Source organism: Polynucleobacter sp. UB-Raua-W9 (assembly GCF_018687435.1).
In the GTDB taxonomy this organism is placed as follows: domain Bacteria; phylum Pseudomonadota; class Gammaproteobacteria; order Burkholderiales; family Burkholderiaceae; genus Polynucleobacter.
The window spans coordinates 1,080,826-1,105,881 of the sequence record NZ_CP061290.1 but is presented as its reverse complement, the minus strand read 5'-3'; the positions used below and the strand labels follow the sequence as shown (position 1 = coordinate 1,105,881).

The following is a 25,056-nucleotide window of genomic DNA, read 5'->3' as shown; positions in this document are numbered from 1 at the left end:
TATCTTTAGCGAAAGCGGAATTTAGAATATGAAAGTCAAAAGCATTGTTGGTGAAACTGAGCAGCTGCAATTAGCGATTCAGTTAATTAATTTAGGTGCTCGCTTACAGTTGCTGGAGTCACACACCTCTTTATCCCGCGAGCGTTTGACGAAGCTTTATAAAGAATTAAAAGGGATTTCGCCGCCAAAAGGCATGCTGCCATTCTCAACCGACTGGTTTTTGACTTGGCAACCGAATATTCATTCTTCTTTATTTCTCAATATTTACAATTTCTTAAAAGAAAATACTGGTGTTACTGGTATTCAGGCGCTGATTAAGTCCTACCAACTTTACCTTGAGCAGTACCACATCATTGAGCAGGCAGACGACCATCCGATCAGCGATGAGCCAGTTATCAGCTTGATTCGTGCATGGACGCTCATTCGTTTTGTAGAGCAAAAACTGCTCAAAACTGAAACGTGTTCTTGCTGCAAGGGTAAGTTTGTAGTTGATGTGTATGACCTACACGAAGACTACGAGTGCAATCTATGCAACGTCCCCTCAAGAGCAGGTAAGTACCAGAAGAACAAGAAGTATCTGCTAGCTGCCTAAGACTTTTGAATTAATAGGCTTTACCAAGCTGTAAAGCCTTCTCAAAGCAGCATTCCTCGTGGAGATTTGGAAATAAGGCTATTAAGTGCCTTTTTTCTACCCATTAAAAAAACAATCCTAAATTAACATGGTTTAGTCATCGAAGCCTTTAATTTTATTGTGTTTTTTAATATGTATGAATAATTCGATTGCTTCCTTAGCATCTCACCTGCAAAGTGCAGTCAGTGATGTTCAAGCTCGCTTAAACACAACGCATAATCAACTTGCATCTGGTAAAAAGGATTTATCTGATCAAGACACTAGCATTGTTGCAAGATTATCTGCGCAGGCATCCAGTCAAACAAGTGTCCAAGGCAACATCAAAAACGCCAATAATATTGTTGACGTCGCCCAAAGTGGACTAAGTTCCATTGCATCCATTTTGACCCAAATGCAATCTCTAGCTACTCAAGTATTGAACGGAATAAATAGTGATGCAGATCAAACGATGCTGTACAACACGTTCTCAAATTTAAATTCACAGATAACAAAAATAGCCGATACCACGAGCATTAATGGCAATAATCTTTTATCAGGTAATCAAACCATATCGGTTGTGAGTGGATCTGATGGTGTAAACAGTAAAACGACTTTAATACAGGGTATCGATATCTCGACCTTGCAAACGGCTCTCAATGATTTATCTTTTGCAGTTGAAAGCATTGATACGACATCTACGTCAACTGTGACAGGTGCTATCGTAGGTTCTGGAACCTACGCCCAACAAAGCATCAGCTTTAATGCGATGGCTAATGGTGACTCTGCCACAGTAGGTGGCCTTACCTTTACAGCCAACTCTGATTTAACTGCAGCACAAGTCGCTAGTATCTTTTATCAAAAGATTGCCAATAGTACTGATAATGCTGCCGGTACCTTTACGAATAGTTTTCAGGGCGGTTACAACCTGGCAAGTCCAGGATCGGGTAGTAGCGTTACGTTTACTGCCTCAGCAACGGGTGCTAACTCGATTGCTGCCAGTGGCAATATTGGCAGCTTAACGACACCTATTACTTCATCTAACGTTGCTAGTACTCGAACTGGCGTAACTTATGTAGCACCAACCTACGCCCAACAAAGCATCAGCTTTAATGCGATGGCTAATGGTGACTCTGCCACAGTAGGTGGCCTTACCTTTACAGCCAACTCTGATTTAACTGCAGCACAAGTCGCTAGTATCTTTTATCAAAAGATTGCCAATAGTACTGATAATGCTGCCGGTACCTTTACGAATAGTTTTCAGGGCGGTTACAACCTGGCAAGTCCAGGATCGGGTAGTAGCGTTACGTTTACTGGATCAACTACAGGACCCATGAGCTCCATTGGTGTCAGTGCAGCCCTATCCACAAGAACCCCACTAAGCTCATCAAGTGTGTCAACGATATCGTCCGGCAGCCCTTCGTCAGTAGCTCAGTATTCAGTAACATTTCCTGCTGTTGTAGCAGGTGATACTGCCACAGTGGGTGGTTTGACATTCACAGCAAGTGTTAATTTAACGCCAACTGAAATTGCAAGTATCTTTGCAGCAAAAATTAACTCCAATACAAGTAGTAGTTACGGCAGTTTTAGTAATTCCTTTGTGGGCGGGTTTACAGCTTCAGCATCTGGAACCTTAACCTTAACGGGTAACTCTAATGGGGCTAGAACTTTGGATGTAAGTGGGCGCACTGCTAATGCAACAATTACCCAAGCCTCTGATGTCAATACTTCAGCGACGGGTAGCTACTCTAATTCAGGCACTTATGCTCAGCAGTTAATTCAGATGCGCGCTTTATCTGCTGGCGAAACTGAAACTTTAGGGGGGCTCACCCTTACTGCCAATTCATATATGACAGCAACTGAGGTTGCTATTGCATTTTTAAATAAACAGCAATACAACTCAAATCCCCCCTCAAGCGCAGGCTCCTTCAATGGAACTAGCTTTAGTTATAGCGGGCAGTTCTCTTTAAATGCCTACAACATAACCAGTGGCCAACTTTATGCCTATGGTACTAGTACGGGATCTAGAGATTTAATTCCTGCTTCTGGTAGCGTGGTCGGAGGTAGTGGCAATACTGCTTTAAGCACCTCAGATGTGACGACACTTGTAACTGGAACTGCTAGTACAGCCGGGGCTTATGCGCAACAAACCGTCCAATTTCACGATATGTTTCCTGGAGAAACAGTCACACTTGGCGGAAGTCTGACATTTACGGCGAATACTTTTGTTAATGCAACTACGGTTGCTAACAATTTCTCGGCGCGTATGAGCAACTCCTATAGCTCTCCATCGGGAGGATATTTCAGTGGCTACTTCTACAATAGTTTTAGCCCTAGCACTATCTCTAACGGTGCTTTATCAATCATTGGGACATATTACGGACCACAAAGTGCTATATCAGTAAGTGGAAGTTCTGGTTCGATTACCGGCAGCAGCGCCTATTTATCCTCCTCCAACGTCACTACAGTAGCTGCTGGCTCTGCTGGTACTACCGGCGTTCTTGCTCAACAGACCGTGTCTTTGAATGCGCTAAATGCAGGCGATACCGCCACGATTGGTGGTCTTACCTTAACTGCAGCTGCTGATTTAACCAGTACCCAAGTTGCTGCAATCTTCGCTAGCAAGATTGCAGGTACTAATCCATCGGCTAGCTTAGGATCGTTTAATAGCACTTCATTTATTGGCGGCTTTACTGCTGCAAGCTCTACTAATGTCCTCACCCTAACAGGCTCAACTGATGGACCGATGAGTACAGTAAGTGTGAGTGGTGCTGTGACTAATCGAGTAGCTTTATCCTCCTCCAACGTCACTACAGTAGCTGCTGGCTCTGCTGGTACTACCGGCGTTCTTGCTCAACAGACCGTGTCTTTGAATGCGCTAAATGCAGGCGATACCGCCACGATTGGTGGTCTTACCTTAACTGCAGCTGCTGATTTAACCAGTACCCAAGTTGCTGCAATCTTCGCTAGCAAGATTGCAGGTACTAATCCATCGGCTAGCTTAGGATCGTTTAATAGCACTTCATTTATTGGCGGCTTTACTGCTGCAAGCTCTACTAATGTCCTCACCCTAACAGGCTCAACTGATGGACCGATGAGTACAGTAAGTGTGAGTGGTGCTGTGACTAATCGAGTAGCTTTATCCTCCTCCAACGTCACTACAGTAGCTGCTGGCTCTGCTGGTACTCCTGGTGTTTATGCGCAACAGACAGTGAGTGTGAGCGCAATGACTTCTAGTGACACTTTTACTATAAGCGGTCTTACCTTTACCGCTGCATCAGCATTAACAGGCGCAGAAGTGGCTGCGCTCTTTGCAAGTAAGATTACTTCAGGCAGCGATCCATCGTCTAGCATTGGATCCTTCAGTGGAGATTTTGTAGGAGACTTTAGCGCGGCAAGCTCTAGCAATATTCTTACCTTAACGGGCACTTCGTATGGACCGATGAGCACAGTGAGTGTGAGCGGGTCAATCTCTGGTGCAGATAATGCAGATACTGCTATTGGGGTGATCAACACATTTTTATCACAGGTAACTAGTGCACAATCATCTTTATCAGCAGCCACTGATAAACTTGATCTTGCCTATACCTCTAGCACTGAAGTAGCCGAGAGCTCAAAAAAATCGGCAGATGCTATTGAGGGCATTGATTTAACTGCTTTGCAAGCTAATCTGCAAGCCCTTAGCGTCCAACAGAGTCTTGATTTTCAGGTGATTGCTCAGATGAATGCAGCCGCATCTTCATTGCTATCGATCTTTAGATAATTGCCTGCTAAAAATCTACGATAGACAAAAGCCGACAACTTACTTACCCGGGCTTATTTTCATCATTTTCATCTTGATGGGCCTCAAACTGTTCGGGTAGGCCTGCGATCTTCAGAATGGCATTAGCAGTATGGTGCGAGAGTATTTTGCTATCAAATGGAAAATAAATCCCTGTAATTGGTGAGAACCAAATATCGTGGTTACCACGGTGAGCTGGCGCATGATAGTTGCAGCCAGCCTCTTTCAGTATTGCCAGTAAATCTGAAGAAAAAGAGTTGCCTCGATAAGATCCGATAACTTTAGTCATGGTGACGCCTCAGATGGTATGTGAGCTATTGAGGATTTACGGGCTAGCACTTCATACACAATTTCAGCTTGGTCAGTCAGTTTATTCAAAAGCATGAGTTCTGGAATCATGGAAGAGAGCTTATTAAAGAGGATTTCAATCGAGTCAGCCTCGGTTGCTAATCCCTGCACATCATCTGAGGTCGCAGACCAGATACTCGCATCGTTGTCCCATTCTGCGCGGATAAAAAATACTTTTTGCATGTGCTCCTCCAGTAACCAGATTGGTGCGACTTCAAAACATTCAATAATGCTGCAAAGATAATATAATAGAATGAGGTGAAAATCGCCTATTCGGTCTAAATTTCCTATATAAATCAGTCACTAAGCTATGAAACCTACCAATATCCTAATTGTTGATGATACTGCCGAAAATATTGATTTATTAAAGGCTGTATTGGAGAGCCGTGACTACGCTGTAAAAGCGGCATCTAGTGGGGCCGAGGCTCTTAAGTCAATAGAGGAATCCATTCCAGATCTCGTGGTGCTAGATGTGATGATGCCGGAGATGTCTGGATATGAAGTGTGCCAAGCTATCCGTCAGAAACCACAAACTGCATTGCTGCCAGTGGTCATGCTGACAGCGCTTGATCCTTCCAGTGAGAAGGTCAAGGGCATAGAAGCTGGAGCAGATGACTTTTTAAGCAAACCGATTAATCAGGCCGAGTTACTGGCGCGCGTCGATTCCTTGCTGCGCATTGCCGGCTTGCAAAAAGAGATTGCTGATAAAAATAGTGAGTTACTGCAACTCAATCAAGATTTAGAGAAGAAAGTAGCGCAGCAAGTACAAGAAATCGAAAGCTTGAATAAGTTAAAGAGATCCTTGCCCACTGAAGTCGCCACCAAAATTGTGGCTGATAAACAAGAAGATATATTACAGCCGCATCGTAAAGAAATCACCATTGTGTTTTTTGAGTTGCGTGGCTTTGGTAATTTGGTAATGGAAAGAGAGCCTGAAGAGGTCATGATCATTCTGAGTGAGTTTCATCAAATTCTAGGCAAACTCATTAGTCAATTTAACGGTACGGTACAGCGTTTTTCATGCGATGAAATCGTTATCTTTTTTAATGATCCCATTCCAGTTGATAACGCCCCAATGCAGGCAATCAATCTTGCAAAACGATTTCAAACTGCTTTTAGTAATCTCAAAACTCGCTGGGTCCAAAAGGGCTACAACCCATCTCTATCACTAGGGGTTGGTGTTGCAACCGGCTTTGCCACCTTGGGTATGATGGGTTTTGAAGGGCGGGAGGACTATACAGCGATTGGCGCAGTCACTGAAATTGTTTCTCGGTTATGCCGTGAAGCCAGGGCTGGTGAAATCCTCTTGGATATGCGGACTCAGTCTCGCTTAAATGCAGATTCTGGTGTTAAACCCCGTGGGTCTATTATGTTTAAAGATATTGATAAATCCATTGAGGCTTTCAAAATCGCTCAGTAGCAATCCACTTCAATCCATTTGATTGGGAGTAAGAAATGCAGACACCCGAAAATCCGCAAAATGAAGCAGAAAGACTTGCCGGCTTGCGCCAGTTAGAAATTCTAGATACTGAACCTGAAGAGCGTTTTGATCGGGTTACTAAATTAGCGCGATCCGTATTTAATGTACCGATTGCACTCGTTTCATTGGTTGATAAAGACCGGCAGTGGTTTAAATCTAGTTGCGGTTTAGATGCCTCAGAAACCCCGCGGGATATTTCTTTTTGTGGGCATGCGATTTTAGGTGAGGGTATTTTTCTGATCCCTAATGCACTAGAGGATAGCCGCTTTAAAGATAACCCTTTAGTGATTGGCAAACCATTTATCCGTTTCTATGCTGGAATACCGCTTTATCTACCCGGCGGTTTGGCCGCTGGCACGCTCTGCATTATCGATACTGAGCCAAGAATATTTTCTGAAAAAGAGCAGGAACATTTGAAAGATCTTGCACTGGTAGTTGAGCAAGAGCTCATATCTCACTTTGCCGGCTAAGCGTGATAGTCCCAAAAAATTCTCTGAATTGCAGGCGATCAATTGAAAAGTAACCGCTTAGTTATTATCGCCTCTGGTGTAGCGCTGGGTTTGTTAATTGTTGCGATTGCTGTAGCCGCCAGTTTTTATTTGAAATTCAATGCGGAATCAGACTGGAAGAAACAAACAGATAATATCTCCCTGACATTATCAGAGCACGCGGCGCAAACGTTTATCTCGGCAGAAGTTGCGCTCAAGAGTATTTATAGTGCCTTGCCGCAAAGTAGCCTTACTAGTGAGGCAGCATTAAAGCAATATGCCTCCCAAAAATCAGTGCACTTATTGCTTGCGGAAAAAATTAGCTCAAACCCCTTAATTGATGTGGCCTCAATTGCTCTAGTAGATGGAAGCGTGGCTAATTTCTCAAGATCTTATCCGCCACCATCAATTAACTTATCGGAGCGTGATTATTTTCAGTGGCTTAGAGACCACCCAGAAGCGAAAATTTATTTCAGTATCCCTGTTAAAAATAAAGGCACCGGTAAATGGGTATTTTATGTAGCTAAGAGACTGCAGTCTCCCAATGGAGATTTTATTGGCACTTTGCAAATTGGAGTCTCAGCAGAGAATTTTTCTGAATTCTATAAGAAGGTGATTAGCAATCTAGGGGATGGTGCCTCGGTTGCCTTGTATCGCGACGATTTCTCTTTAATGACCTCATATCCCTTTAAGGAAGATTTAGTTGGTAAACAAATTTTGACCAGTAGCACTAAGAAACTGATGTCAGAACAAGGGATTGATCACGTGGTTGCAGAAGTGAGTTCTCAGAGGGTCATTCAAGATGGACTTTCTGAGGTTCGCATCGTGGCTCCAAGGCGCGTAGCCAATTTCCCTTTTATTGTTACGCCCGTAGTTGCTGACACTATCTACCTCAAGACCTGGCTCAGAGCGCTCTATTCAATTTGGCTGATCGCCATTCTCAACTTAATCTTGCTATTCATTTTTATCAAAATGATTTTGAATCGGAATCAGCAAATTCATAATGAGCTGATTCAAATTAGTAAGGCTGAAAGTGCTCTAAGAGAGTCCCAGAAAATTATTGAGAATCAGAACTTGGAGCTTGATAGTAAGGTGCGTGAGCGCACTTTGGAGCTTGAGAAAAATCAAATTCGCTTACAAGAAAGTAATCTTTTATTAGAAAATGCAAATCGACATAAATCTGAGTTTTTAGCCAACATGTCGCATGAGCTGAGAACCCCCCTCAATTCCATTATTGGATTCTCAGAGCTTCTCAAAGAAAAAATCTTTGGTGATATCAATCCCAAACAGACTGAATATGTCAAAAATATTTATAACTCAGGCAAACATTTGCTGGATTTAATCAATGATATTTTGGATCTATCTAAGATTGAATCTGGTGAAGTCAATGTCTTCAGGGAAATTTTTTCACTCAATAAAGCCATTCAATCTTGTGTCGCGATTGTGTCTGAACGAGTCAAGAAGAATAAATTAAAACTCTATGTTTATATTAGCGAAGGTGAAAACCTGATCTATGCTGATGAGCGAAAAATGAAACAAATCTTGCTCAATCTTTTAACTAACGCTGTTAAATTTACCCCTGAAGGTGGCGAGATTGTGGTGCAAGCAGAAAGTACTGAGGCTGGCATCCAAGTCATAGTTAAGGACTCTGGTATTGGCATTGATCCTAAGGATCAAGAGAAGATTTTTGAAGAATTTAAGCAGGTTGAAAATCATTACACCAGAAAGCTTGAGGGTACTGGTCTTGGCTTAGCGATTGTGAAGCGCCTGATTGATCTACAACATGGTTGGCTCAAGCTTGACTCAGCATTGGGTGAGGGCTCGAGCTTTACATTCTTTATTCCTAAAGTGGAATCAAAGGCTTCAGAATGACCCATGTATTAATAGTCGATGACAGCCTGTTAAATTTGAGTTTGGCTAAAGACATTTTGCAGTCTTCAGGTTACGAGACCAGTGAAATTGACTGTGGCGAGGATTTACAAGGACAACTTGAAAAGCAAGTTCCAGATTTGGTATTAATGGATATTCAGCTGCCTGGTATGAGCGGTTTTGATTGCTTGAAGCTTATGCGCTCTGATAATCGCTATGCTGCCATTCCTGTGATTGCTTTTACTGCTTCAGTCATGCAAGAGGACAAGCAAGCCATTATGGATGCTGGTTTTAATAGCCTAATAGAGAAACCCATCGGTTTTAAAGACTTCCTCAGCACGATTGCATCTACACTGCAAAAGTCCGCTTCCTAAATGATCAATTCCCTAGAATAAAGTTTTACCAAATTGATAGGCCAACCTATAATTTGACAGTATGACTAGCTCTAATCATTCTTCAGATATCACCGTTCCAGCGGCAAAGTTAGCCGAAGAGCAATCTTTTTCTATATTGGGTCGTGAGGAATTTGCAAAACTAGCTGGGGTTGTTATTGCAAATACCAACGATATTGTTGTCATTACTGATATTCCTACTGACAACCAAGAGCCACGAATTGTGTATGTGAATGAGGCTTTTGTGCGGGAAACAGGATATTTGGCAAATGAGGTGTTGGGAAAAAATCCTCGCATTCTTCAAGGCCCAAGATCTGACCCAGAGACGAAGGGCAGAATTTTTGCAGCTCTTAAGGAGTGGAAGCATATACGTGAAGAAATAATCAATTACAGAAAAAATGGTGAAGAGTTTTGGCAAGAACTCAATATTTTTCCCATTGCCAATGAAGCGGGTTGGTTTACCCATTGGGTATCAATTCAGCGGGACATTACTGAGCGCAAATTATCCGAGCAGATCATTATTGAAACCAAGAATCGCCTTGAGCTGGCGGCCCGGGCTGGCGCTGTCGGTATTTGGGATTTTGACTTTTTTAATAACCGCTTGGTTTGGGATGACCAAATGTGCATTTTGTATGGCATTACCCAGGATCAGCTTACTGGTTCTTATGCTGACTGGGCTGATAGGCTTCATCCGGATGACAGGGCAAATGCTGAGTTACGTATAAATAAAGCCCTCGAAGGCGCCAGTGAATTTAATACCCAATTTAGAGTTGTTTGGCCTGATGGCAGCATTCACTTTATCCGAGGCTTAGCTGTTGTTAAAAGAGATGCTGACAATAAACCAGTACGCATGGTCGGTACCAATTGGGATATTACTGAACTGCTCAAGGCGAGGATGGATGCCGAAGCTGCCCTGAATGTCAAAACTCAATTTCTCATGAATATGTCTCATGAGATACGTACTCCTATGACTGGGATTATCGGTCTATCTGCTTTGGCCTTATACGAGCCATTAAGTCCAGTGGTGCGAGAATATCTTCTTGGAATTGAATCTTCCGCCAAGCTCTTGCTTGAAATTGTGAATGAGATCCTCGATTTCTCTAAATTAGAGGCTAATAAAGGGCATATCAATACTGCGCCATTTTCTATTGAAGATCTTTTCTCTAGAGTGCGCAGTCTGTTTTTAGAAGGTGCCAAGGCCAAGGGTTTGCAGTTGAATCTTACTTGCGACTTAAAATCCAACGCTCAACTAATTGGCGATTTTTTTAATCTGAGTTTGGTGATTAATAATCTGATTGGTAATGCGATTAAATTTACCGAATTTGGTTCAGTAGATTTATCGATTCAGAAGCTCAAACTAGAAAATTCCACTCTAACGCTGCGCTTTACTATCAAAGATAGCGGAATTGGTATTTCGCCAGAAGCTCAGGAGCAAATACTAGAGCCATTTGCTCAAGCCGATGGCTCAATTTCTCGGCGTTTCGGTGGCACTGGATTGGGTCTGACAATTAGTAATCGCATTTTGGAGATGATGGGCAGCAAGCTCGATATCCAAAGCGCTGAAGGGCATGGTTCAACATTTAGTTTTGATTTGGTGCTAGTTCAAGAGCGTCGCAACTAAACCATAGCCAACCAGGCTTAGTGGCTTATTTAGGCCGGCACAAATAATTAAACACTTTGAAATTTAATACGTTGGGTGGAATGCTCAGCCAATTTTCTGGTTTGTTGGATGAAAAGATTCGATCGCCCTGGCCATTTTTTTCAGTGTAGGCATATTTTTCTAGAAAACGCGCCTTATTCTCGGTGCAATCGTATTCATAAAACGCCACCCCAGAATACACATCTCGATCACCTTCAAAAATTTGTTGCGGTTTTTTAAGGTCAAATAAAACCCATGCTTGAATGGAGTAGGGGCCACGTTTAATCGTACTTGTATCAACTTTGACAACAGCAATATCATTGCTACCAAGTTCGAGCCAATTGGCCATAGCCACAGAGCTAAAGAAACACAGAATCATTGCAGCTAATTTTTTCATTGATGTACTTTCATTTACCGTCAGAGCGTACGACTAAAAATATTCTATTCTGTATTTTATGATGAATATGAAATACAGAATTCTCAATAGCTTGGGTTATCGTTAAACTTATACTCTTATTTTCCCCTATATAAAAAGTGGGTATACAAGATCACCTAGAAAGACTCTCATGGGGGCCTTAGCGTCTCGTTTTGGTGCGGATCAGGGGTTAAAGCTGCATATAATTGTGGTAAAAATGATGCGATCGCATCACTTGTTTGACACCCCTTTTTGCCATGGCACTCTTTAAGAAAAAAGCACAATCTGCACCGATTCAGGCCCCTAGAGGTCCTGAGAAAATTGTGCCTGAAAATCCTTATCTTGGACGTGAGCCGATTATTAATAGAGAGCAGGCGATTATTGGCTATGAACTTTTCTTTCGACCGGGCACCACTCTGAAAGCTAAACGACTGAACGATCGCGCTGAGGTCTTAGCGCAAATTGCTAAGCGCTTAGCGGATGACCCCAAGGCAGAAGTTAGCTATCCAGAAGAAGTGACTGATGTCAATCTCAGGGATGATGATGGCAAGGAAGTGACTCAAGTTACCCTCTCCGAAATCTTTTATTCTTTAAAGACCAAGGGGGTAACTCAATCTCTGGGACAACATTTGGGTTTTATCAATATTCGTGCAGACCAGCTGGGTGATGAGCTTAGAGGTTTTCCGGCAATGAAGTTTCCCTTGCAAATTGATCTTGCAGAAATTTTGGGTGCTATTGACGCTGAAGCGAAACAGATTGAAGAGACTGCTCAAGCTTCTGAGGCCAAAAAAGAACTTGACGACGCTGAGGGTCCTCCGGTTCCTGAAATTCTGCAAAAGCTTGAGAGATTGAGAAGTGCTGGCTATAAATTCGTTTTAACCGGCTTAACGGAAGTGGTTGATGGTCTAGATGATATTTTGCCCAAATTTCGTTATGTCAAATTAGACCTGCAAAAGGTTGCCAAGCCATCTAGTCTGATTGATTACTGCAAAGGTATACCTTTGCCGCGCGATGAAAAATCAAAGGATGGTAGCAAGGTTTTGCAAATCATTGCGACCAATGTCCATGTGCCAGAGGATTTCCATCAAGCAAGAGATTTGGGATGCGATGCATTTCAAGGCTTTTACTTTGTGAAACCCGACCCTGAACTTTCTTTGCATCGGGGTGAGGAGTATCGCAAGTTATTGCAGCTATTAACTTTGCTGCTGTCATCCCCGGAACTTAAAGACTTGGTAGCCTCAATTGAGTCTAACCCAGTCGTCGCTAAGCATCTGATGGTTATTGCTGAGATTGATTCACGCAGGAAACGTGAAAAGCCTGAGAATGTCCGAGATGCTGCAGTCATCTCTGGCATCAAGCGTATTACCCGCTGGACTCAGCTCTTGCTCTATGCGGATGCTAAAGCTAAGGTGGCTTTAGATGCGACGCCCTTGTTACAGCTCGTTTGTGTTCGAGCCTTCTTTATGGAGTCCTTATCCACCAAGTTGGGTGCGGGTGGGGGTTTGGGTTCTACTGATTTAGCTTTCTTGGTTGGTGGACTATCTTTAATTGACAACCTCTTTGATGAGCCAGCTCGCGAACTGCTATCCCACTTCAATCTCCCCGGTGTCGTCGTAGATGCGATTGTCGATCGTTCCGGTATTTTGGGGCAACTGCTATCCCTAGCTGAAGCTGCGGAAGTGGGCGATTTAGAGAAATGTCGCCATCTATGCTCTGATGAGTTAAAGACGGTGACCTTGGATGATGTCGCCCAAGATTCACTATTGGCAATTAAAAACTTTGTTTCCCAAACCCAGTTTGCGCCTGAAGAGGATGTTTGGGAGAGTGCTAATTCGGCAGATGAGGAGTTGGCTTAAGGGCTAGCGGGGCCCAACGCTTGTAGACGGCTGCTTAATTGGCCCGAAATTGTCATCCAATTGAAATACTTGCATTGTGATAATTAGTGTATACACTATCCTAAGTTCATGATTATTATGGGCAATGTCCAGTAGGCTAGTATTTCAGGGCCAACTATTCATCGTCGATACTGCTCATAAAAATGATTCGATATTGTTTGGTTAAGTAATGGCGTTGTTGGGTATGCAATTCATTTTTTGCTAACCCTTTTAGGAGATTTTGGTGTCCGACAAGCAGAATAATCCATTGCCAAAAATACTCGGCGAGAACTTTAAAGTTGCTAGAGAAAAGCGTGGCCTATCTATCGAAGAGTTAGCAAATCAAGCCATACTTTCGAATAGTCAAATTCGGCAAATTGAAGGCAAAGAGCAGGGCGCGTTTTATTCGCCCATGATTAAATATTCAAGCGCTCAAAAGGTTGCCAAAATCCTGGGACTGCCGGATGACCAAGCATTTGATGCAAGCCAAGCAGTAGTTGATGATGACATTCAAGCGCTCAGGGAGCAAAAAGAGCTCAAAGAGATTGAAGCCATGCTGGCTCAAAAAATGATCAATGAGCTAAAGTTTGAAAAACCAAGCTTGATTCAAAAGATTATTCGCAAAAAAAGCTCTGCGCAATTACCAATTCAAGGTATTGAGCTGCCGCAAACTAGCCGACCCAATTCAATCTTCAAACGCATTGCTGTTTTATTGGTTTTGATTGCGGCGCTCGGACTCGGATATTGGCTGCTCAACCCATACCTCAATGTTGCTTAAACTGAAGCTAAACTGAGATTTATGTCCAGCACCCTCAGCACAATGAATTCGCAGAAAAATTGCTGCATGATTAAGCAACTTGTTTTATTTTGGATGCTTTTGCTTGCTGGTCAGGCTAACGCTGATTGGACCAAGGTGACGGCCAATCAAGATATTTCTGTTTATATTGATGCTCAGGCTATTCAAAGAAATAAAAGCCTTGTCAAGGTCAAGGTATTGGTCAATGAAAGCAAGGAGTTGGTTGTTGATAAAGATCGTTACCCTTATCAATCCTTCAGAACTTATATTGAGTACAACTGCAAAAAAGAGCTCCAAAGAGCTCTTTCTAGTAAGTGGTTTTCAGAGTCGATGGGTGAGGGCAATGTGGTTTATCAAGATAAACACCCCTATTCCTTTGCTCCGGTTGCAGAGGGCACACTTGGCCTGGTTGTGATGAAGCGCGTTTGTAAGGGCGCTTCATGACTAGCTTTATGCAAAATATCGCTCAAAGTTCACAATGAATCTATCTTGTAACATCTCTTTATTCTTTTAATTTCCGCTAAACCATGCAAACACCAGTCAATCTATACCTACCCATCGGCATTGCAATTGGTATTCTTCTTGTAGCTGCTTTTTTGTACTGGTCTTGGTCAAAAGTAATATTCCAATCTAGTGCTCAAATTCAAGACCTTTGTGGTGGGCTCAATGGCAAAGAAGCGGATTACGGAGATATTTTTACAGCGGCTATTGGATCCACAACAAACAATCGAATTATCGATTTACTTCAAGAGAGCGCAAGAAATCTTATTACCATTCGAGGGGATTCGGGCTCTAAGCAATACTGCTTAAAGCCTTACTCAGATATTTGGACAGCCAGAAATATCCTGGCTGGCAAAATTAATCTCTCGCTGTATGAAACCATGCCGAATATTTTGATCGGTGTAGGTTTGATGTTCACCTTCATCTTTCTGGCATTAGCATTAAATGACGCAGGTCAGGCGATGACGGGTAATCAAGAGTCTCGCGATGCCGCTCTCAAGGGTTTGATTGCAACAGCAGGTGGCAAGTTCATTACCTCGATTGCGGGCTTATTCACTTCCTTAGTTTGGAACTGGGCCGCCAAACTTACACTTGAAAAGCTAGAAGCAGCAATTGATGATTTACAGACTCAGCTCCGAGCAATGATTCCTGATAATGCTCCACAAGCAGTCATTCAAGCGCAGCTTGGAATGTTCCATGAAATGCTGTTGCAAAACCGTGAACAAGTTAATCAATTAAAACGATTTGAAACAGATTTTGCACTGTCCATCTCCAAGGCGATCGGCAATGCACTCGAGCCTTTATTTAATGATCTTAGCGTGAAGTTGATTGATGCATTCGATAATTTAACGGAGCGGATTAGTCGTATTAATGAAGAAGCCTTGAAAAATATCATGGAGAAATTCTTAGAAGCGATTAAGGGTGACTCTGCAAAAGAAATGGAGCAATTCAGAAAAACCCTGGTTGAGGTCACTGAAAAACTCAATATTGCTGGGGTAGGGGCTGGAGTCTCTCTTGCGCATGCGGGCGATTCTTTTGGTAGTGCTATTAGCGCCCTAGAAAAGACAGTTACCAAGACCAATGAAACTATGCTTGGCTTAGAGTCTGGTTTGCAAAGGGCGAAAGAGTTCACCAGCGAAGGTGCTACCAAATTGGAGTTTGTATTGGGTGGATTGATTGGCTCTGTAAATGGTATTGATAAAGTGATTGTCAATGTTGATTCCTTTGTGCAAAAAATCCAATCTAGCACTGAGTCTCTTGGTTTGATAGCCCGCAGTTTGGATGGCACTGTGGCTTCTCAAGAAATAATTAGCAAAGAGTTCGGGGTAGGCATTCCTGCAATGTCCAGCGCCCTCAAAGACGCTGTAAATGAAATTAAGCTTGGAACCGATGCTTCTCGTGCGGCGCTCAGTTCTTTAAGGACCGAGTTTGAATCAACCAAGAGCTCGATTGATCAAACTGTCAATCATTTGACGACGGGTGTATCGGATTATTCCAATAAGGTAGTGCAATTGCACTTTAAATTAGATGAAAAATTAGCCCAGGCGATTTCTTCAATTCACACAACAATCACGACCTTAGAGCAAACCATGGATGATTTTGTTGAGTCACTGCCAAAGACTTAAACGGATATCTCCATCAAAGTTAGAACAGCACCATGATTTTTTTACCATCAAGCCACAATAAACAATCTGAAAAGGTTGAAGAAGCTGGCTATCTTGCTTCGGCAAGTGATCTGATGATTGGCTTATTGTTTGTTTTCATCATCATGGTGGTGATGCTCTCTCAGCGGGTCGATTCTATTCAAAGAGGCGAGAGTGTGAATGATCCCCTTGCTAGCGCCGTGTTGATCATCGGGCAAAAGTTTAAAGAGGCCGGTCTGAATGTAGTGATTGATCCACAATCGGGCGTCATTGGTTTACCAGCAGATGCTTTGTTTGGGTTTAACAGCGCTGTTCTGAATGACAATTCCACTCAGACATTAAAAAAGGCAAGAGAGTCTTTAATTAAGATTCTGCCTTGCTATGTCCACTCAGAAAGAGCAGCCAGACCATTAGATTGCCCGCCCAATGATGAGGAGGCAGAGATTGAAACTATTTTTATTGAAGGCCATACTGATTCTAAGCCGCTTCAACAGGGTAATTACACCAACTGGCACCTGGGTTTAGATCGCGCACGTGCAGTTTACGAAGTGCTGACTGAGGGCAAGCCTCAGTCCTATCAAAATGAGCGCAAGTTAGATGTTTTTGGTATTAGCTCTTATGCCGATAAGCGGGTAGTCAAAAGCTTCGGCTTAGAAGATGCGGAAAAAAGCCGGCGGGTAGAGTTGCGCTTTATCTTAGCGTTCAAGCCGGATTCTAAAAAAGGCAAAGCGGCGAGAGAGGCTTTAGATGCTGCTAGCACTCCAACAGCCCCAACAATGCCTGCAGCTACTCTTACACCAAGCAGTAATGCAATTCAGGCTCCGAATAGCAAGCCTATATTGTCAAAATGACCTTAGCGGTATTACCAGAAGATTTTCCCCTGCTAGCTAGTGCTGTGCAAAGGATTGCTTCACAAAAAATATCGATTGAAAGAATGGGCCTCCCACCCGATATTTTTGCGGTAGGTGAGCGTACTTTTATTCGCTTCTCATTGGCACAGCTTTCGGGTCATCAAGTAGATCAACGCTATTGGCGTTATTTTCCCTATGCCATTTGGCTTGAGCCAGAGCGTAGACTATCCAATCGATCTGATTATTTAAATGAATATTTTGAGATGCATCTGCCACGCTCTCTCAAGATCGCCAAGAGGGCTATGAAATGGGCTGAGCCCCTTTTCTATGTTTATCTCTATCACTTTAAGCCCAATGACCCTGTATTTGAAAAGCTAGCGCACGTAGCGCAAGGTTTTTTTACCGGTGGTGCCATTAAATCTGGCACTGCCCTCAACTCCTTGACCCATGATTTAAATCTCTTCAGTACTGCGGATGGACCTAAATGCATTGCTGAATCCATCCTCAAAACAAAACGGGGGTTGATGGGGTGGATTAATCAATTTGATCTATGGTCAGGATTTCCAGCAACTGTCTTTGCCCAAAGTGCCTTAATTGAATTGTTGAGGTTCCCTAAAGAAAAAAGACGACAGACAGACTATATCCACCTGGCATTTGATTGGGGCATTCAAGCCCAAAATCAATTTCGCTATCCCGAAACCAAAATACTTTTTACCGATGCCTTGCTGCTGGCCTGGAAAGGGCTTAAGCCACCAGAGGACCTCAAAACAGCTATGAGCGCAAAACTGACGAGTGTCCTTGGTGACCCCAGGGTTGATCAAGAGCAGTGGCAGGGTATCAGTAGTGAAGCGGTTCAGGTGTTGGTGGGCTGGCTCAATACAAAATCTAGTGAGTAATTTTCTAGTGATTTAAATCAACTCTTGAGATGTTTTTTCCTCATAGCAGGAGTATGCTGGCCCAGTAGCTTATATATTAATAAGGCCAAAATTAGGATCACCCATAGGAAGAATATGTCATTAAATCATGCAGTTATTTGGATCGACCATCAAGAAGCGCACGTGATGTTTTTAAGTGAAGCTGCTAGCGAGGCAGAAATCATTCACAGCAAATCAACGCATACCCACTTACATCACAAGGCAAATGAGATGGGTAGCGGAAAAGTAGCGCTAGATTCCAAATATCTTCACTCGGTGCTTCAAGCCGTAAACGAATCCAAAGAAATTCTGATTCTCGGACCAGGCTCTGCTAAGCTAGAATTAATCAAGCATGCACATCAACACGACGCCAAGATTGCTGAAAAGATTGTTGGCGTAGAAACCGTTGATCATCCTAGTGATAAAGAAATTCTGGCATATGCACGCAAGTTTTTCTACAAAGTAGATCAGATGCTTTAAGCAAGCTATACAGGGGGCAATATGACTAAAGAATCAAATACAGAGCTGGGTCCAGATGGCCTTCCAGGTCACGACTATTTCTTAGACGCTGTGAACCATATTGATGAGGCGGTTTCCAACAAGTCAATTGCCATTGGTGCAGCAAAAGGCATTGTCTATAGTCTAGTGGAGACGCTTGGGACTATGGTGGGCGACCCTGATTTGCCAGCCCACCTGAAGTCTGGCTACATGGGAGCTCTTGATCTAGCCGTGGAGTTAGAAACAAAGCTTAGTAAGTTTTAGTAAGTTCTGAAAGTCCCATCTAGTGATGAGCCACTACGGCACAGATCTCTAAAACCTAAACTACTCTTCAGGCGGGTATTTAGAGATGAATGAGACATCACCTTTTTAAAATATAGATAGCATCATCTGAAAATTCTTAATTCTTCAGATGCCGCCGCATTCATTTGGCCAACCAAGTAGTAATCGATGCTCTGCTGATTATTGTAAGTTTGCAGGCTATTTTGTAAGGCAGTTGTATCAATTCCGTGCAAGTCGGAAATATACGAAGTTAGTCCGTCAGCGGTTGAGGTTGCTGCAGTTGCTGTTGCCGATAAAAGATCGCTATAGGCGCTTAATGATGTTTGTACTGTGGACAGGGTAGTGATGTAGCCACTTAATGTTGTCACTTTGGCTGCGGCGTCAGCTGCGGTACTGAAGGTATAAGACCCTGCTAGGGTTGTGCCCACAGTTGCAAAGTTATACCCATAAATGGTTGAAGTGGTGTAAGAACTTAATGCCGGATAAATGGTGATACTAGAGCTCGTGTTTAGAAGGTTGCTGCCATTAACAGAGGCGCTATTTGCAGTTGATTGTATTTGTGTAGCTAGGCTTAAATAGGTTGCACTAAGACTAGCGAGATCGCTTGCTCCAGTAGTGGTTTCAGCCAATGTAGCAATATTCTTCATCTGATAAAGAAGAGTGGATATTGAGGTAAGGCCTGTTTGAGCGACGCTAACAATATCATCGACCAATTTAAGATTGGTTGACCTGGTTTTCCAGGTCGTGATATCCGACGATAACGATAAAATTACACTTGCTTTCGTGCCACTGATCTCAGGATCCAGGCCAGTAGCAAGCTTGTTTTGTGTTTTGCTAATGTTTTCCTGAACCGTGTTGATGGCATTCGTCAGAATTGGGGAAAGCTTAGGAATTAAGGTGGACATGAGATACGCTCCTATGAAAATGGCCTAAAACCATTAAATCATAAATTTCGCTTAAAACCATGCCTCTACATATCGAATTACGGAAAACTTAAGGAAAACTTGAGGTTTTAGATATGTTTATTTAGCAAAGTGCCCGTTACGGGGCCTTAGGTCTTTCCATTTAAGGGGCTTCTTTGGATTATTTGCCAAAAATTTACTTCAGTAAGTAAGCTTAGCGTAGGCAAAATAACTTCAAACTTTTCTCATAAAATTAAGTAAGCAGTAATCATTCAATAATTAAAAGAGCACGTGGAAAATACAGTAAAAAAAAGATTAGCAGTCGCCCCCATGATGGAGTGGACCGACAGACATTGCCGTTCTTTTCATCGAACACTTACTAAAGATGCAGTGCTCTATAGCGAGATGGTGACTACTGGCGCACTGATGCATGGTGATGTGCCACGCCATTTAGATTATTCGCAAGATCAGCATCCAGTTGTTCTCCAGCTAGGCGGTTCAGAGCCAAATGACTTAGCAAGATCAGCAGAGCTAGCGCAGCAGTGGGGCTACGACGAGATCGATCTCAATTGTGGTTGCCCCTCAGAGCGAGTGCAACGTGGTGCCTTTGGCGCTTGCCTCATGGCTGAACCTAGCTTAGTTGCTGACTGTGTTAAAGCAATGAGGAATGCGGTGGATATTCCGATCTCGGTAAAACATCGTCTCGGCTTAGACTCGATGGATGCATCTAGCTCAGAAAAAGATTATCAATTTACGTTGGATTTCATATTGGCAGTAGCGGATGCCGGTGCGAGCCAGGTTACGATTCATGCGCGCAATGCTGTGCTCAAAGGGCTTTCACCAAAAGAGAATCGCAGTAAGCCGCCGCTACGTTATGAAGTGGCTGCAAGACTAAGGCTGGATGCGCAAAAACAATTTCCAAATCTCAAAGTCTTGCTCAATGGGGGCTTAGAAACTAATGAGCAAATTGCTGGCCATTGGGATGACTTTGATGGTTTCATGATTGGTAGGGCGGCATACCATTTCCCGGCAATGCTATTGGGCTGGGATGATTTGATCAACACCAATGGTGATGCAGCAGGCTATCTCTTTAGTGAAACTGAGTGGCACCGAATTCAGATCGCCTTGGTGACTCAAGTACAGAACTGGTTTGATGAATGCAGAGCCAAAGACAAACCCTTTTATATTGGCGCATTCACAAGACACATACTGGGATTGGCTCACGGTAGAGCAGGTTCAAGATATTGGCGCCAGCGCCTTTCAGATCACCACGCTCTAGCTAAAGTTCAGAGTAAAGCAGCGATTGTGGATTTCTTCATTGATGCCAGCCTTACCCTAGGGAATTGGGCAGCTTTTGAGTATGAAAGTGCTTAAGTAAGGGCCTAGAAACAGCGTTTTTGACAGGTTTTTGGGCAAAAAGCTATAATCTAATTCTTCAGAGGCGGACGTAGCTCAGTTGGTAGAGTCCCAGATTGTGATTCTGGTTGTCGCGGGTTCGAGCCCCGTCGTTCGCCCCATCAAATTCAGTTAATAAAAGCTCCCGATCTGTATTGAGGACCTTTTTTATTGCCTCTAAGTATTAAATATATATTTTTGAAATAATCGACTTGATTTCCCTTAAGGGTTTATCCTGAATTATTGATATTTAAAATAGATACTATTTTGTATTTTTCAGTTAGAACAAAGTTTTTTACTTCCCTCGGATTCTCCCTATCTTGGATGGGATTCTCCTTTTGGTATTCCCAGCCCTGGTATGAAGATTTGAGTCATGAAATAGGCATTTATCTTGCTTATTTCCTGATTACCTTTATTGCGATCATCCCAGGATTCATGAATGCCTTTGTCGCAATGGCTTTATTCTTAGATAAACGACCTAAGGTAATAGATCAGCAAAGGTATCCACCCGTAACGGTATTAATTGCTGCGTATAACGAAGAAAAATCAATTGCCTCAACTTTATCAGGAATTTTTTTACAGGACTATCCAGAGACTATACGCATTATTGTTATTAATGATGGCTCAAGCGATAAAACCGTTGACTCAGTTCTTACTCTAAAGGCTTCACATCAAAACTTAGAATTAATTGATTTAGGTCACAACGGGGGTAAAGCCTCCGCACTCAATCATGGTTTAAGAGAATGTAAAACAGACATCATTATTTCAATTGATGCTGACAGCTATATTCTGAAAGATGGAGTGAGACATCTCGTTGGCCGCTATCTTTCTGATCCAGTGAATACTAAAGCCGTTGCTGGCGAGATCTTAATTAGAAACTCCAGAGAAAATTGGATTACCAAAGCGCAGGAATGGGATTATTTTTTAGGCATTGCTACGATCAAGCGAATTCAGTCCTTATTTCAAGGGACCTTGGTTGCTCAAGGCGCATTCTCTTTGTATGATCGAAAAACAGTCATGGACTTAGGTGGGTGGCCTGAAATGGTTGGTGAGGACATTGTGCTCACCTGGAAAATCCTTTCTGCAGGCTATAGAGTAGGACATGCTGAGGATGCATTAGCATTCACCGATTGCCCAGATACGCTCAGTAAGTTTATCCATCAGAGGCGCCGTTGGTCTCGAGGCTTAATTGAAGCTTTTAAAGAGAATCCATCCATCTTATTCAGGGCAAGATATTCCACGCTCTATGTGTGGTGGAACACCTTATTTCCATTCATGGATATTGCCTTCACCTTTGGGTTTATACCCGGAATTGTTTTAGCGTGTTTTGGTGTTTACTGGATCGTCGGTCCTATGACTTTATCTTTGCTGCCTATGGCATTTCTTCTCAATTGGCAAATGTTCTTAAAGGGTAAGAGGATGTTTAGTGATGAGCACCTCAAAGTGAGAGCCAATATTTTAGGTTTTATTTTCTATGTATTAGCTTATGGCTTAATTTTGCAGCCAGCATGTGTGTACGGTTATTTTTCTGAAATTTTCAAGCTGCGTAAATCTTGGGGCACCAAATGAAATCTCTTGTGATGGGTGTCCAATCATATTTGAGTATCTTGTTATTCATATCTATTGCTCAGGCTGAAGAGTTACCCCCAAGCAAAATGGCAATATCAGCTCCCAATGTATATATTGCCTCAGATAGCGAAGGGTTCTCTACCTATAAATACAATGCGGGATTTTTACCTCTCTATGAGCATGGTGAAAAATATACTGGTGTTAGCTATCAACATAATTACTTTACACAAAGCGGCTGGGACTCCTCAGCGGAAGTTTATACGCTGTTAACGAAAGCAATCAATCCGCGAACAGGCTTGGGTTATAACGCGAATATTGGCTATAACCTAGAGAACGGTCACAAACTCATTACTACAGATAGTAACTATGGCTTTCGCGTAACAGACTCTACGAAAGCAGAGTTGATGCTCAATCGTGATCGTGTTGAAACGCAGAACTCCTTAAATAATGGCATCTACTACACATTGGGCGCTGCAAGTGTTGAACAACAAGTATTAGAGCGTGTGACAGCCATAGGAATGGTAGGTAATATGTATTTTTCAGATACCAATACAAGGCCAATAGTGCGTGCCAAGCTCATCTATGATTTGGTACCCGATTATGGATTAACTGCGCAATTACGGTTTAGGCAATATCGAGATACCAATATCACCGTGCCGAATAATTATTTCAATCCAGATCACTATACCGAGACGATGATTGCGTTTGGGGCAAGAAAAAGGATTTCAGGGTGGATGCTCAGTGGTACAGCAGGAGTGGGGCGCCAAAAAGTCAATCAAGATGGCAGCACTACAACCCAGCTCTATGAGTTTGCGGCTACAAGCCCTGTAGCTTCCACTAGTTATTACTTTAAAACCAGGGTGGGTTATGGTAAGTCAGCAGGTTTCTTGGGGCCAAATTACTTCTATCGTTACGTGATGGAAGAAATAATCTTCCCATTTTAGTTTCAGCAGACTACTTACTGTTTTTTCTTGCGTTTCGTGCCGATTCTGCTGCTGCATTAGACATTCGAACTGCTTCTGCTGCCGCTTCAGCAGCGCGCCTTGTGGCTTCTGCTGCTTCAGCTGAAGCATGCATAGAAGCTTCCTCAGCTTGAGTGGCGACTGCAGCAGCTGCGGCCGAGGCTGCTGCAGAGGCTGCAGCAGCTGCCTCTATAGAGGCCTCTGCTGATGCTGCTGCTGCATCTGCTGCTGCTTCTGCAGCAGCAACAATTGCTTCTGATGCCGCTAGCTTGGCCGCTAATGCGGAATTTTTTGCAGCTAATAAAGCCTTTTCTGCTGCTATTGCAGAACGTTTAGCGGCTTCGAGAGCGCTATTAGTGAGCGATTTTAGTCCAGCAAGCGCCTTTGTATACTGCTGATTCACCAAAATATAGCCCTGGCGTAGGTTGCTCACCTCAGACTCCAGGCTAACTAGCTTCGCATAAATCTTGTCTATATCTTCTTTCATTTCTCACCCAATTGTTGTTTATCCATAATCCTCTGCTTTGACTTTCAAAGCAAGGCATTTAGCAGTATTGATGCTTCTTTATTTAAGAATATTTCTATTAAATTGATTTATTCACAATGATTCGATTGATAATAAAAGGATGATTGACAAAAAGCCGAGTAGCCAGGGTGGTTCTGAAAGTGAGCTACGCCTTCAACTTGAAAAGCGTAGTTGGGCCCTTTCTGCGCTATCAGAAGCAGCGGCAGCATTAGCCAGGGCGGACTCTACTGACAGGCTGATCGAAGAGGTTTGTAATGCTATTGCGGCGCAAAGCCCTTATGCTGTAGCTTGGGTTGGTCAAGCTCTCGATGATGAAGAAAAAACCGTCAAAGTTTTAGGTGGCGCTGGCTCAGCCGTTGCTTATATTCAAAATCTAGTTATGAGTTGGTCTAATCAAAAACCATCCGGAATGGGCCCTGCTGGAAAATGTATTAGATCTAATCGGTCGGTCGTACTGGCTGATGTCGAAATGGATGTTGGATTTGCTCCATGGCGTGAGCTGGCTCATCAATATGGCATTCGTTCTTCTATCGGCTGTCCAATACCCGATGGCCAAGCCCATCCCTTTGGCTGTCTCTTGGTTTATTCAACTGTACCGAATGCATTTGGGCCGGATGAAGTTATGCTTTTCGAAAGTCTTGCGCATGAGATAGGCTTTGGCTTGCGTGCTATTGAGCGTCAACATCAATTAGATATACAGATTCATGAAAAAGAGCAGACCCAAGAGCGATTAGCGGGAGCCTTACGCTCTACGATTGAAGCTATGTCTAAAACCATGGAGTGGCGTGACCCCTATACCGCTGGACATCAAAAGCGGGTAGCTCAAATTAGCATTGCTCTAGCTAGAAAGTTGGGCATGGATAACGATACTATTCAAGCTTTGTATATGGCTGCCATGGTTCATGACATTGGGAAAGTGGCTGTACCAGCGGAAATTTTGACCAAACCAACACATCTGACGGAGTTAGAAATGAAGATGGTGCAAGAGCATGCTGAAACTGGATTTCAGATCCTTAAAGACATTCCATTCCCGTGGCCGATTGCAGAGATGGTTCATCAGCACCATGAACGCTTGGATGGGAGCGGTTATCCCAAAGGTCTGATTGGTGATCAAATTATCCAAGAGGCAAGAATACTTGCAGTGGCCGATACTATTGAGGCGATGGCTACCCACCGTCCATATCGCCCAGCTCGTGGGCTTAATGCGGCCATGGAAGAAATTAGTGCCGAAGCAGGCATCAAATTAGACTCCAAAGTAGTTGATGCTGCACTGGAATTAATGAAAGAGGGTAATTCTTTGCAGGAAATTATTGAGTCTATCTAG

General features: G+C 43.0%; 24 protein-coding genes and 1 tRNA gene. 20 read left to right on the top strand and 5 right to left on the bottom strand.

Features of this window, described 5'->3' with window-relative positions:
- Positions 1-28: 28 nt before the first annotated feature.
- On the top strand, positions 29-592 hold the full coding sequence (gene flhC, locus AOC07_RS05720) for a flagellar transcriptional regulator FlhC (RefSeq protein WP_215292117.1): 564 nt from the start codon (positions 29-31) through the stop codon (positions 590-592).
- Between the two features lie 175 nt (positions 593-767).
- Complete coding sequence (locus tag AOC07_RS05715) at positions 768-4,370, top strand: hypothetical protein (protein ID WP_215357020.1); 3,603 nt, start codon at positions 768-770, stop codon at positions 4,368-4,370.
- A gap of 43 nt (positions 4,371-4,413) precedes the next feature.
- On the opposite strand, the gene AOC07_RS05710 is transcribed toward AOC07_RS05715, so the two are convergent.
- Positions 4,414-4,677, bottom strand: coding sequence for a type II toxin-antitoxin system HicA family toxin (locus tag AOC07_RS05710; protein ID WP_215357018.1), 264 nt, complete (start codon positions 4,675-4,677; stop codon positions 4,414-4,416).
- Positions 4,674-4,919, bottom strand: a complete 246-nt coding sequence (locus AOC07_RS05705) for a DUF1902 domain-containing protein (protein ID WP_215357016.1) — start codon at positions 4,917-4,919, stop codon at positions 4,674-4,676. Before AOC07_RS05705 ends, AOC07_RS05710 begins: the two co-directional genes overlap by 4 nt.
- A gap of 127 nt (positions 4,920-5,046) precedes the next feature.
- Between AOC07_RS05705 and AOC07_RS05700 the strand changes: the two genes are divergently transcribed.
- The 5 genes from AOC07_RS05700 (at position 5,047) to AOC07_RS05680 (ending at position 10,586) form a co-directional block, all read left to right on the top strand.
- A complete protein-coding gene (locus AOC07_RS05700) occupies positions 5,047-6,156 on the top strand; it encodes a response regulator (RefSeq protein ID WP_215292110.1) in 1,110 nt (369 codons plus the stop codon).
- 35 nt (positions 6,157-6,191) lie between these two features.
- A complete protein-coding gene (locus AOC07_RS05695) occupies positions 6,192-6,686 on the top strand; it encodes a GAF domain-containing protein (RefSeq protein WP_215292108.1) in 495 nt (164 codons plus the stop codon).
- A gap of 42 nt (positions 6,687-6,728) precedes the next feature.
- Positions 6,729-8,576, top strand: a complete 1,848-nt coding sequence (locus AOC07_RS05690) for an ATP-binding protein (RefSeq protein WP_215357014.1) — start codon at positions 6,729-6,731, stop codon at positions 8,574-8,576.
- Positions 8,573-8,947: a response regulator gene (locus AOC07_RS05685; protein WP_215357012.1), complete on the top strand. Its 375-nt coding sequence runs from the start codon at positions 8,573-8,575 to the stop codon at positions 8,945-8,947. Before AOC07_RS05690 ends, AOC07_RS05685 begins: the two co-directional genes overlap by 4 nt.
- 61 nt (positions 8,948-9,008) lie before the next feature.
- On the top strand, positions 9,009-10,586 hold the full coding sequence (locus tag AOC07_RS05680) for a PAS domain-containing protein (RefSeq protein WP_215274062.1): 1,578 nt from the start codon (positions 9,009-9,011) through the stop codon (positions 10,584-10,586).
- 25 nt (positions 10,587-10,611) lie between these two features.
- On the opposite strand, the gene AOC07_RS05675 is transcribed toward AOC07_RS05680, so the two are convergent.
- Positions 10,612-11,001, bottom strand: coding sequence for a surface-adhesin E family protein (locus AOC07_RS05675; protein ID WP_215274061.1), 390 nt, complete (start codon positions 10,999-11,001; stop codon positions 10,612-10,614).
- Between the two features lie 275 nt (positions 11,002-11,276).
- Here AOC07_RS05675 and AOC07_RS05670 point away from each other — a divergent pair, with 275 nt between their 5' ends.
- From AOC07_RS05670 to AOC07_RS05635, 8 genes are all read left to right on the top strand, one after another.
- Positions 11,277-12,875 carry an EAL and HDOD domain-containing protein gene (locus AOC07_RS05670; protein ID WP_215357010.1) on the top strand — a complete coding sequence of 533 codons (1,599 nt, stop codon included), beginning with the start codon at positions 11,277-11,279 and terminating at the stop codon, positions 12,873-12,875.
- A gap of 262 nt (positions 12,876-13,137) precedes the next feature.
- Entirely contained in the window at positions 13,138-13,671 is a 534-nt protein-coding gene (locus AOC07_RS05665) for a helix-turn-helix domain-containing protein (RefSeq protein ID WP_215357008.1), read from the top strand.
- Between the two features lie 66 nt (positions 13,672-13,737).
- Positions 13,738-14,133 (top strand): surface-adhesin E family protein, encoded by a 396-nt coding sequence (locus AOC07_RS05660; protein WP_215357007.1) that lies wholly within the window; start codon positions 13,738-13,740, stop codon positions 14,131-14,133.
- Between the two features lie 83 nt (positions 14,134-14,216).
- On the top strand, positions 14,217-15,815 hold the full coding sequence (locus AOC07_RS05655) for a hypothetical protein (protein ID WP_215357006.1): 1,599 nt from the start codon (positions 14,217-14,219) through the stop codon (positions 15,813-15,815).
- Between the two features lie 32 nt (positions 15,816-15,847).
- Positions 15,848-16,684 carry an OmpA family protein gene (locus tag AOC07_RS05650; RefSeq protein WP_215357005.1) on the top strand — a complete coding sequence of 279 codons (837 nt, stop codon included), beginning with the start codon at positions 15,848-15,850 and terminating at the stop codon, positions 16,682-16,684.
- Positions 16,685-16,767: 83 nt separating this feature from the next.
- Complete coding sequence (locus AOC07_RS05645; RefSeq protein ID WP_215357004.1) at positions 16,768-17,580, top strand: EH signature domain-containing protein; 813 nt, start codon at positions 16,768-16,770, stop codon at positions 17,578-17,580.
- Positions 17,581-17,694: 114 nt separating this feature from the next.
- Positions 17,695-18,078: a translational machinery protein gene (locus AOC07_RS05640; protein WP_215357003.1), complete on the top strand. Its 384-nt coding sequence runs from the start codon at positions 17,695-17,697 to the stop codon at positions 18,076-18,078.
- Between the two features lie 21 nt (positions 18,079-18,099).
- Positions 18,100-18,360, top strand: a complete 261-nt coding sequence (locus tag AOC07_RS05635; RefSeq protein WP_215357002.1) for a hypothetical protein — start codon at positions 18,100-18,102, stop codon at positions 18,358-18,360.
- 122 nt (positions 18,361-18,482) lie between these two features.
- On the opposite strand, the gene AOC07_RS05630 is transcribed toward AOC07_RS05635, so the two are convergent.
- Complete coding sequence (locus AOC07_RS05630; RefSeq protein ID WP_215357001.1) at positions 18,483-19,283, bottom strand: flagellin; 801 nt, start codon at positions 19,281-19,283, stop codon at positions 18,483-18,485.
- A gap of 288 nt (positions 19,284-19,571) precedes the next feature.
- Here AOC07_RS05630 and dusA point away from each other — a divergent pair, with 288 nt between their 5' ends.
- From dusA to AOC07_RS05610, 4 genes are all read left to right on the top strand, one after another.
- Entirely contained in the window at positions 19,572-20,654 is a 1,083-nt protein-coding gene (gene dusA / locus AOC07_RS05625) for a tRNA dihydrouridine(20/20a) synthase DusA (protein ID WP_251371641.1), read from the top strand.
- A 67-nt stretch (positions 20,655-20,721) separates the two neighbouring features.
- A tRNA-His gene (locus tag AOC07_RS05620) sits at positions 20,722-20,797 on the top strand.
- A 313-nt stretch (positions 20,798-21,110) separates the two neighbouring features.
- Positions 21,111-22,244, top strand: coding sequence for a glycosyltransferase family 2 protein (locus AOC07_RS05615; RefSeq protein ID WP_251371640.1), 1,134 nt, complete (start codon positions 21,111-21,113; stop codon positions 22,242-22,244).
- Positions 22,241-23,188 (top strand): hypothetical protein, encoded by a 948-nt coding sequence (locus tag AOC07_RS05610; RefSeq protein WP_215356998.1) that lies wholly within the window; start codon positions 22,241-22,243, stop codon positions 23,186-23,188. The genes AOC07_RS05615 and AOC07_RS05610 overlap by 4 nt, the downstream gene beginning before the upstream one ends.
- A 10-nt stretch (positions 23,189-23,198) precedes the next feature.
- On the opposite strand, the gene AOC07_RS05605 is transcribed toward AOC07_RS05610, so the two are convergent.
- Entirely contained in the window at positions 23,199-23,693 is a 495-nt protein-coding gene (locus tag AOC07_RS05605; protein WP_215356996.1) for a hypothetical protein, read from the bottom strand.
- A gap of 139 nt (positions 23,694-23,832) precedes the next feature.
- On the opposite strand from AOC07_RS05605, the gene AOC07_RS05600 reads away from it, so the two are divergent.
- A complete protein-coding gene (locus AOC07_RS05600) occupies positions 23,833-25,056 on the top strand; it encodes an HD domain-containing phosphohydrolase (RefSeq protein ID WP_215356994.1) in 1,224 nt (407 codons plus the stop codon).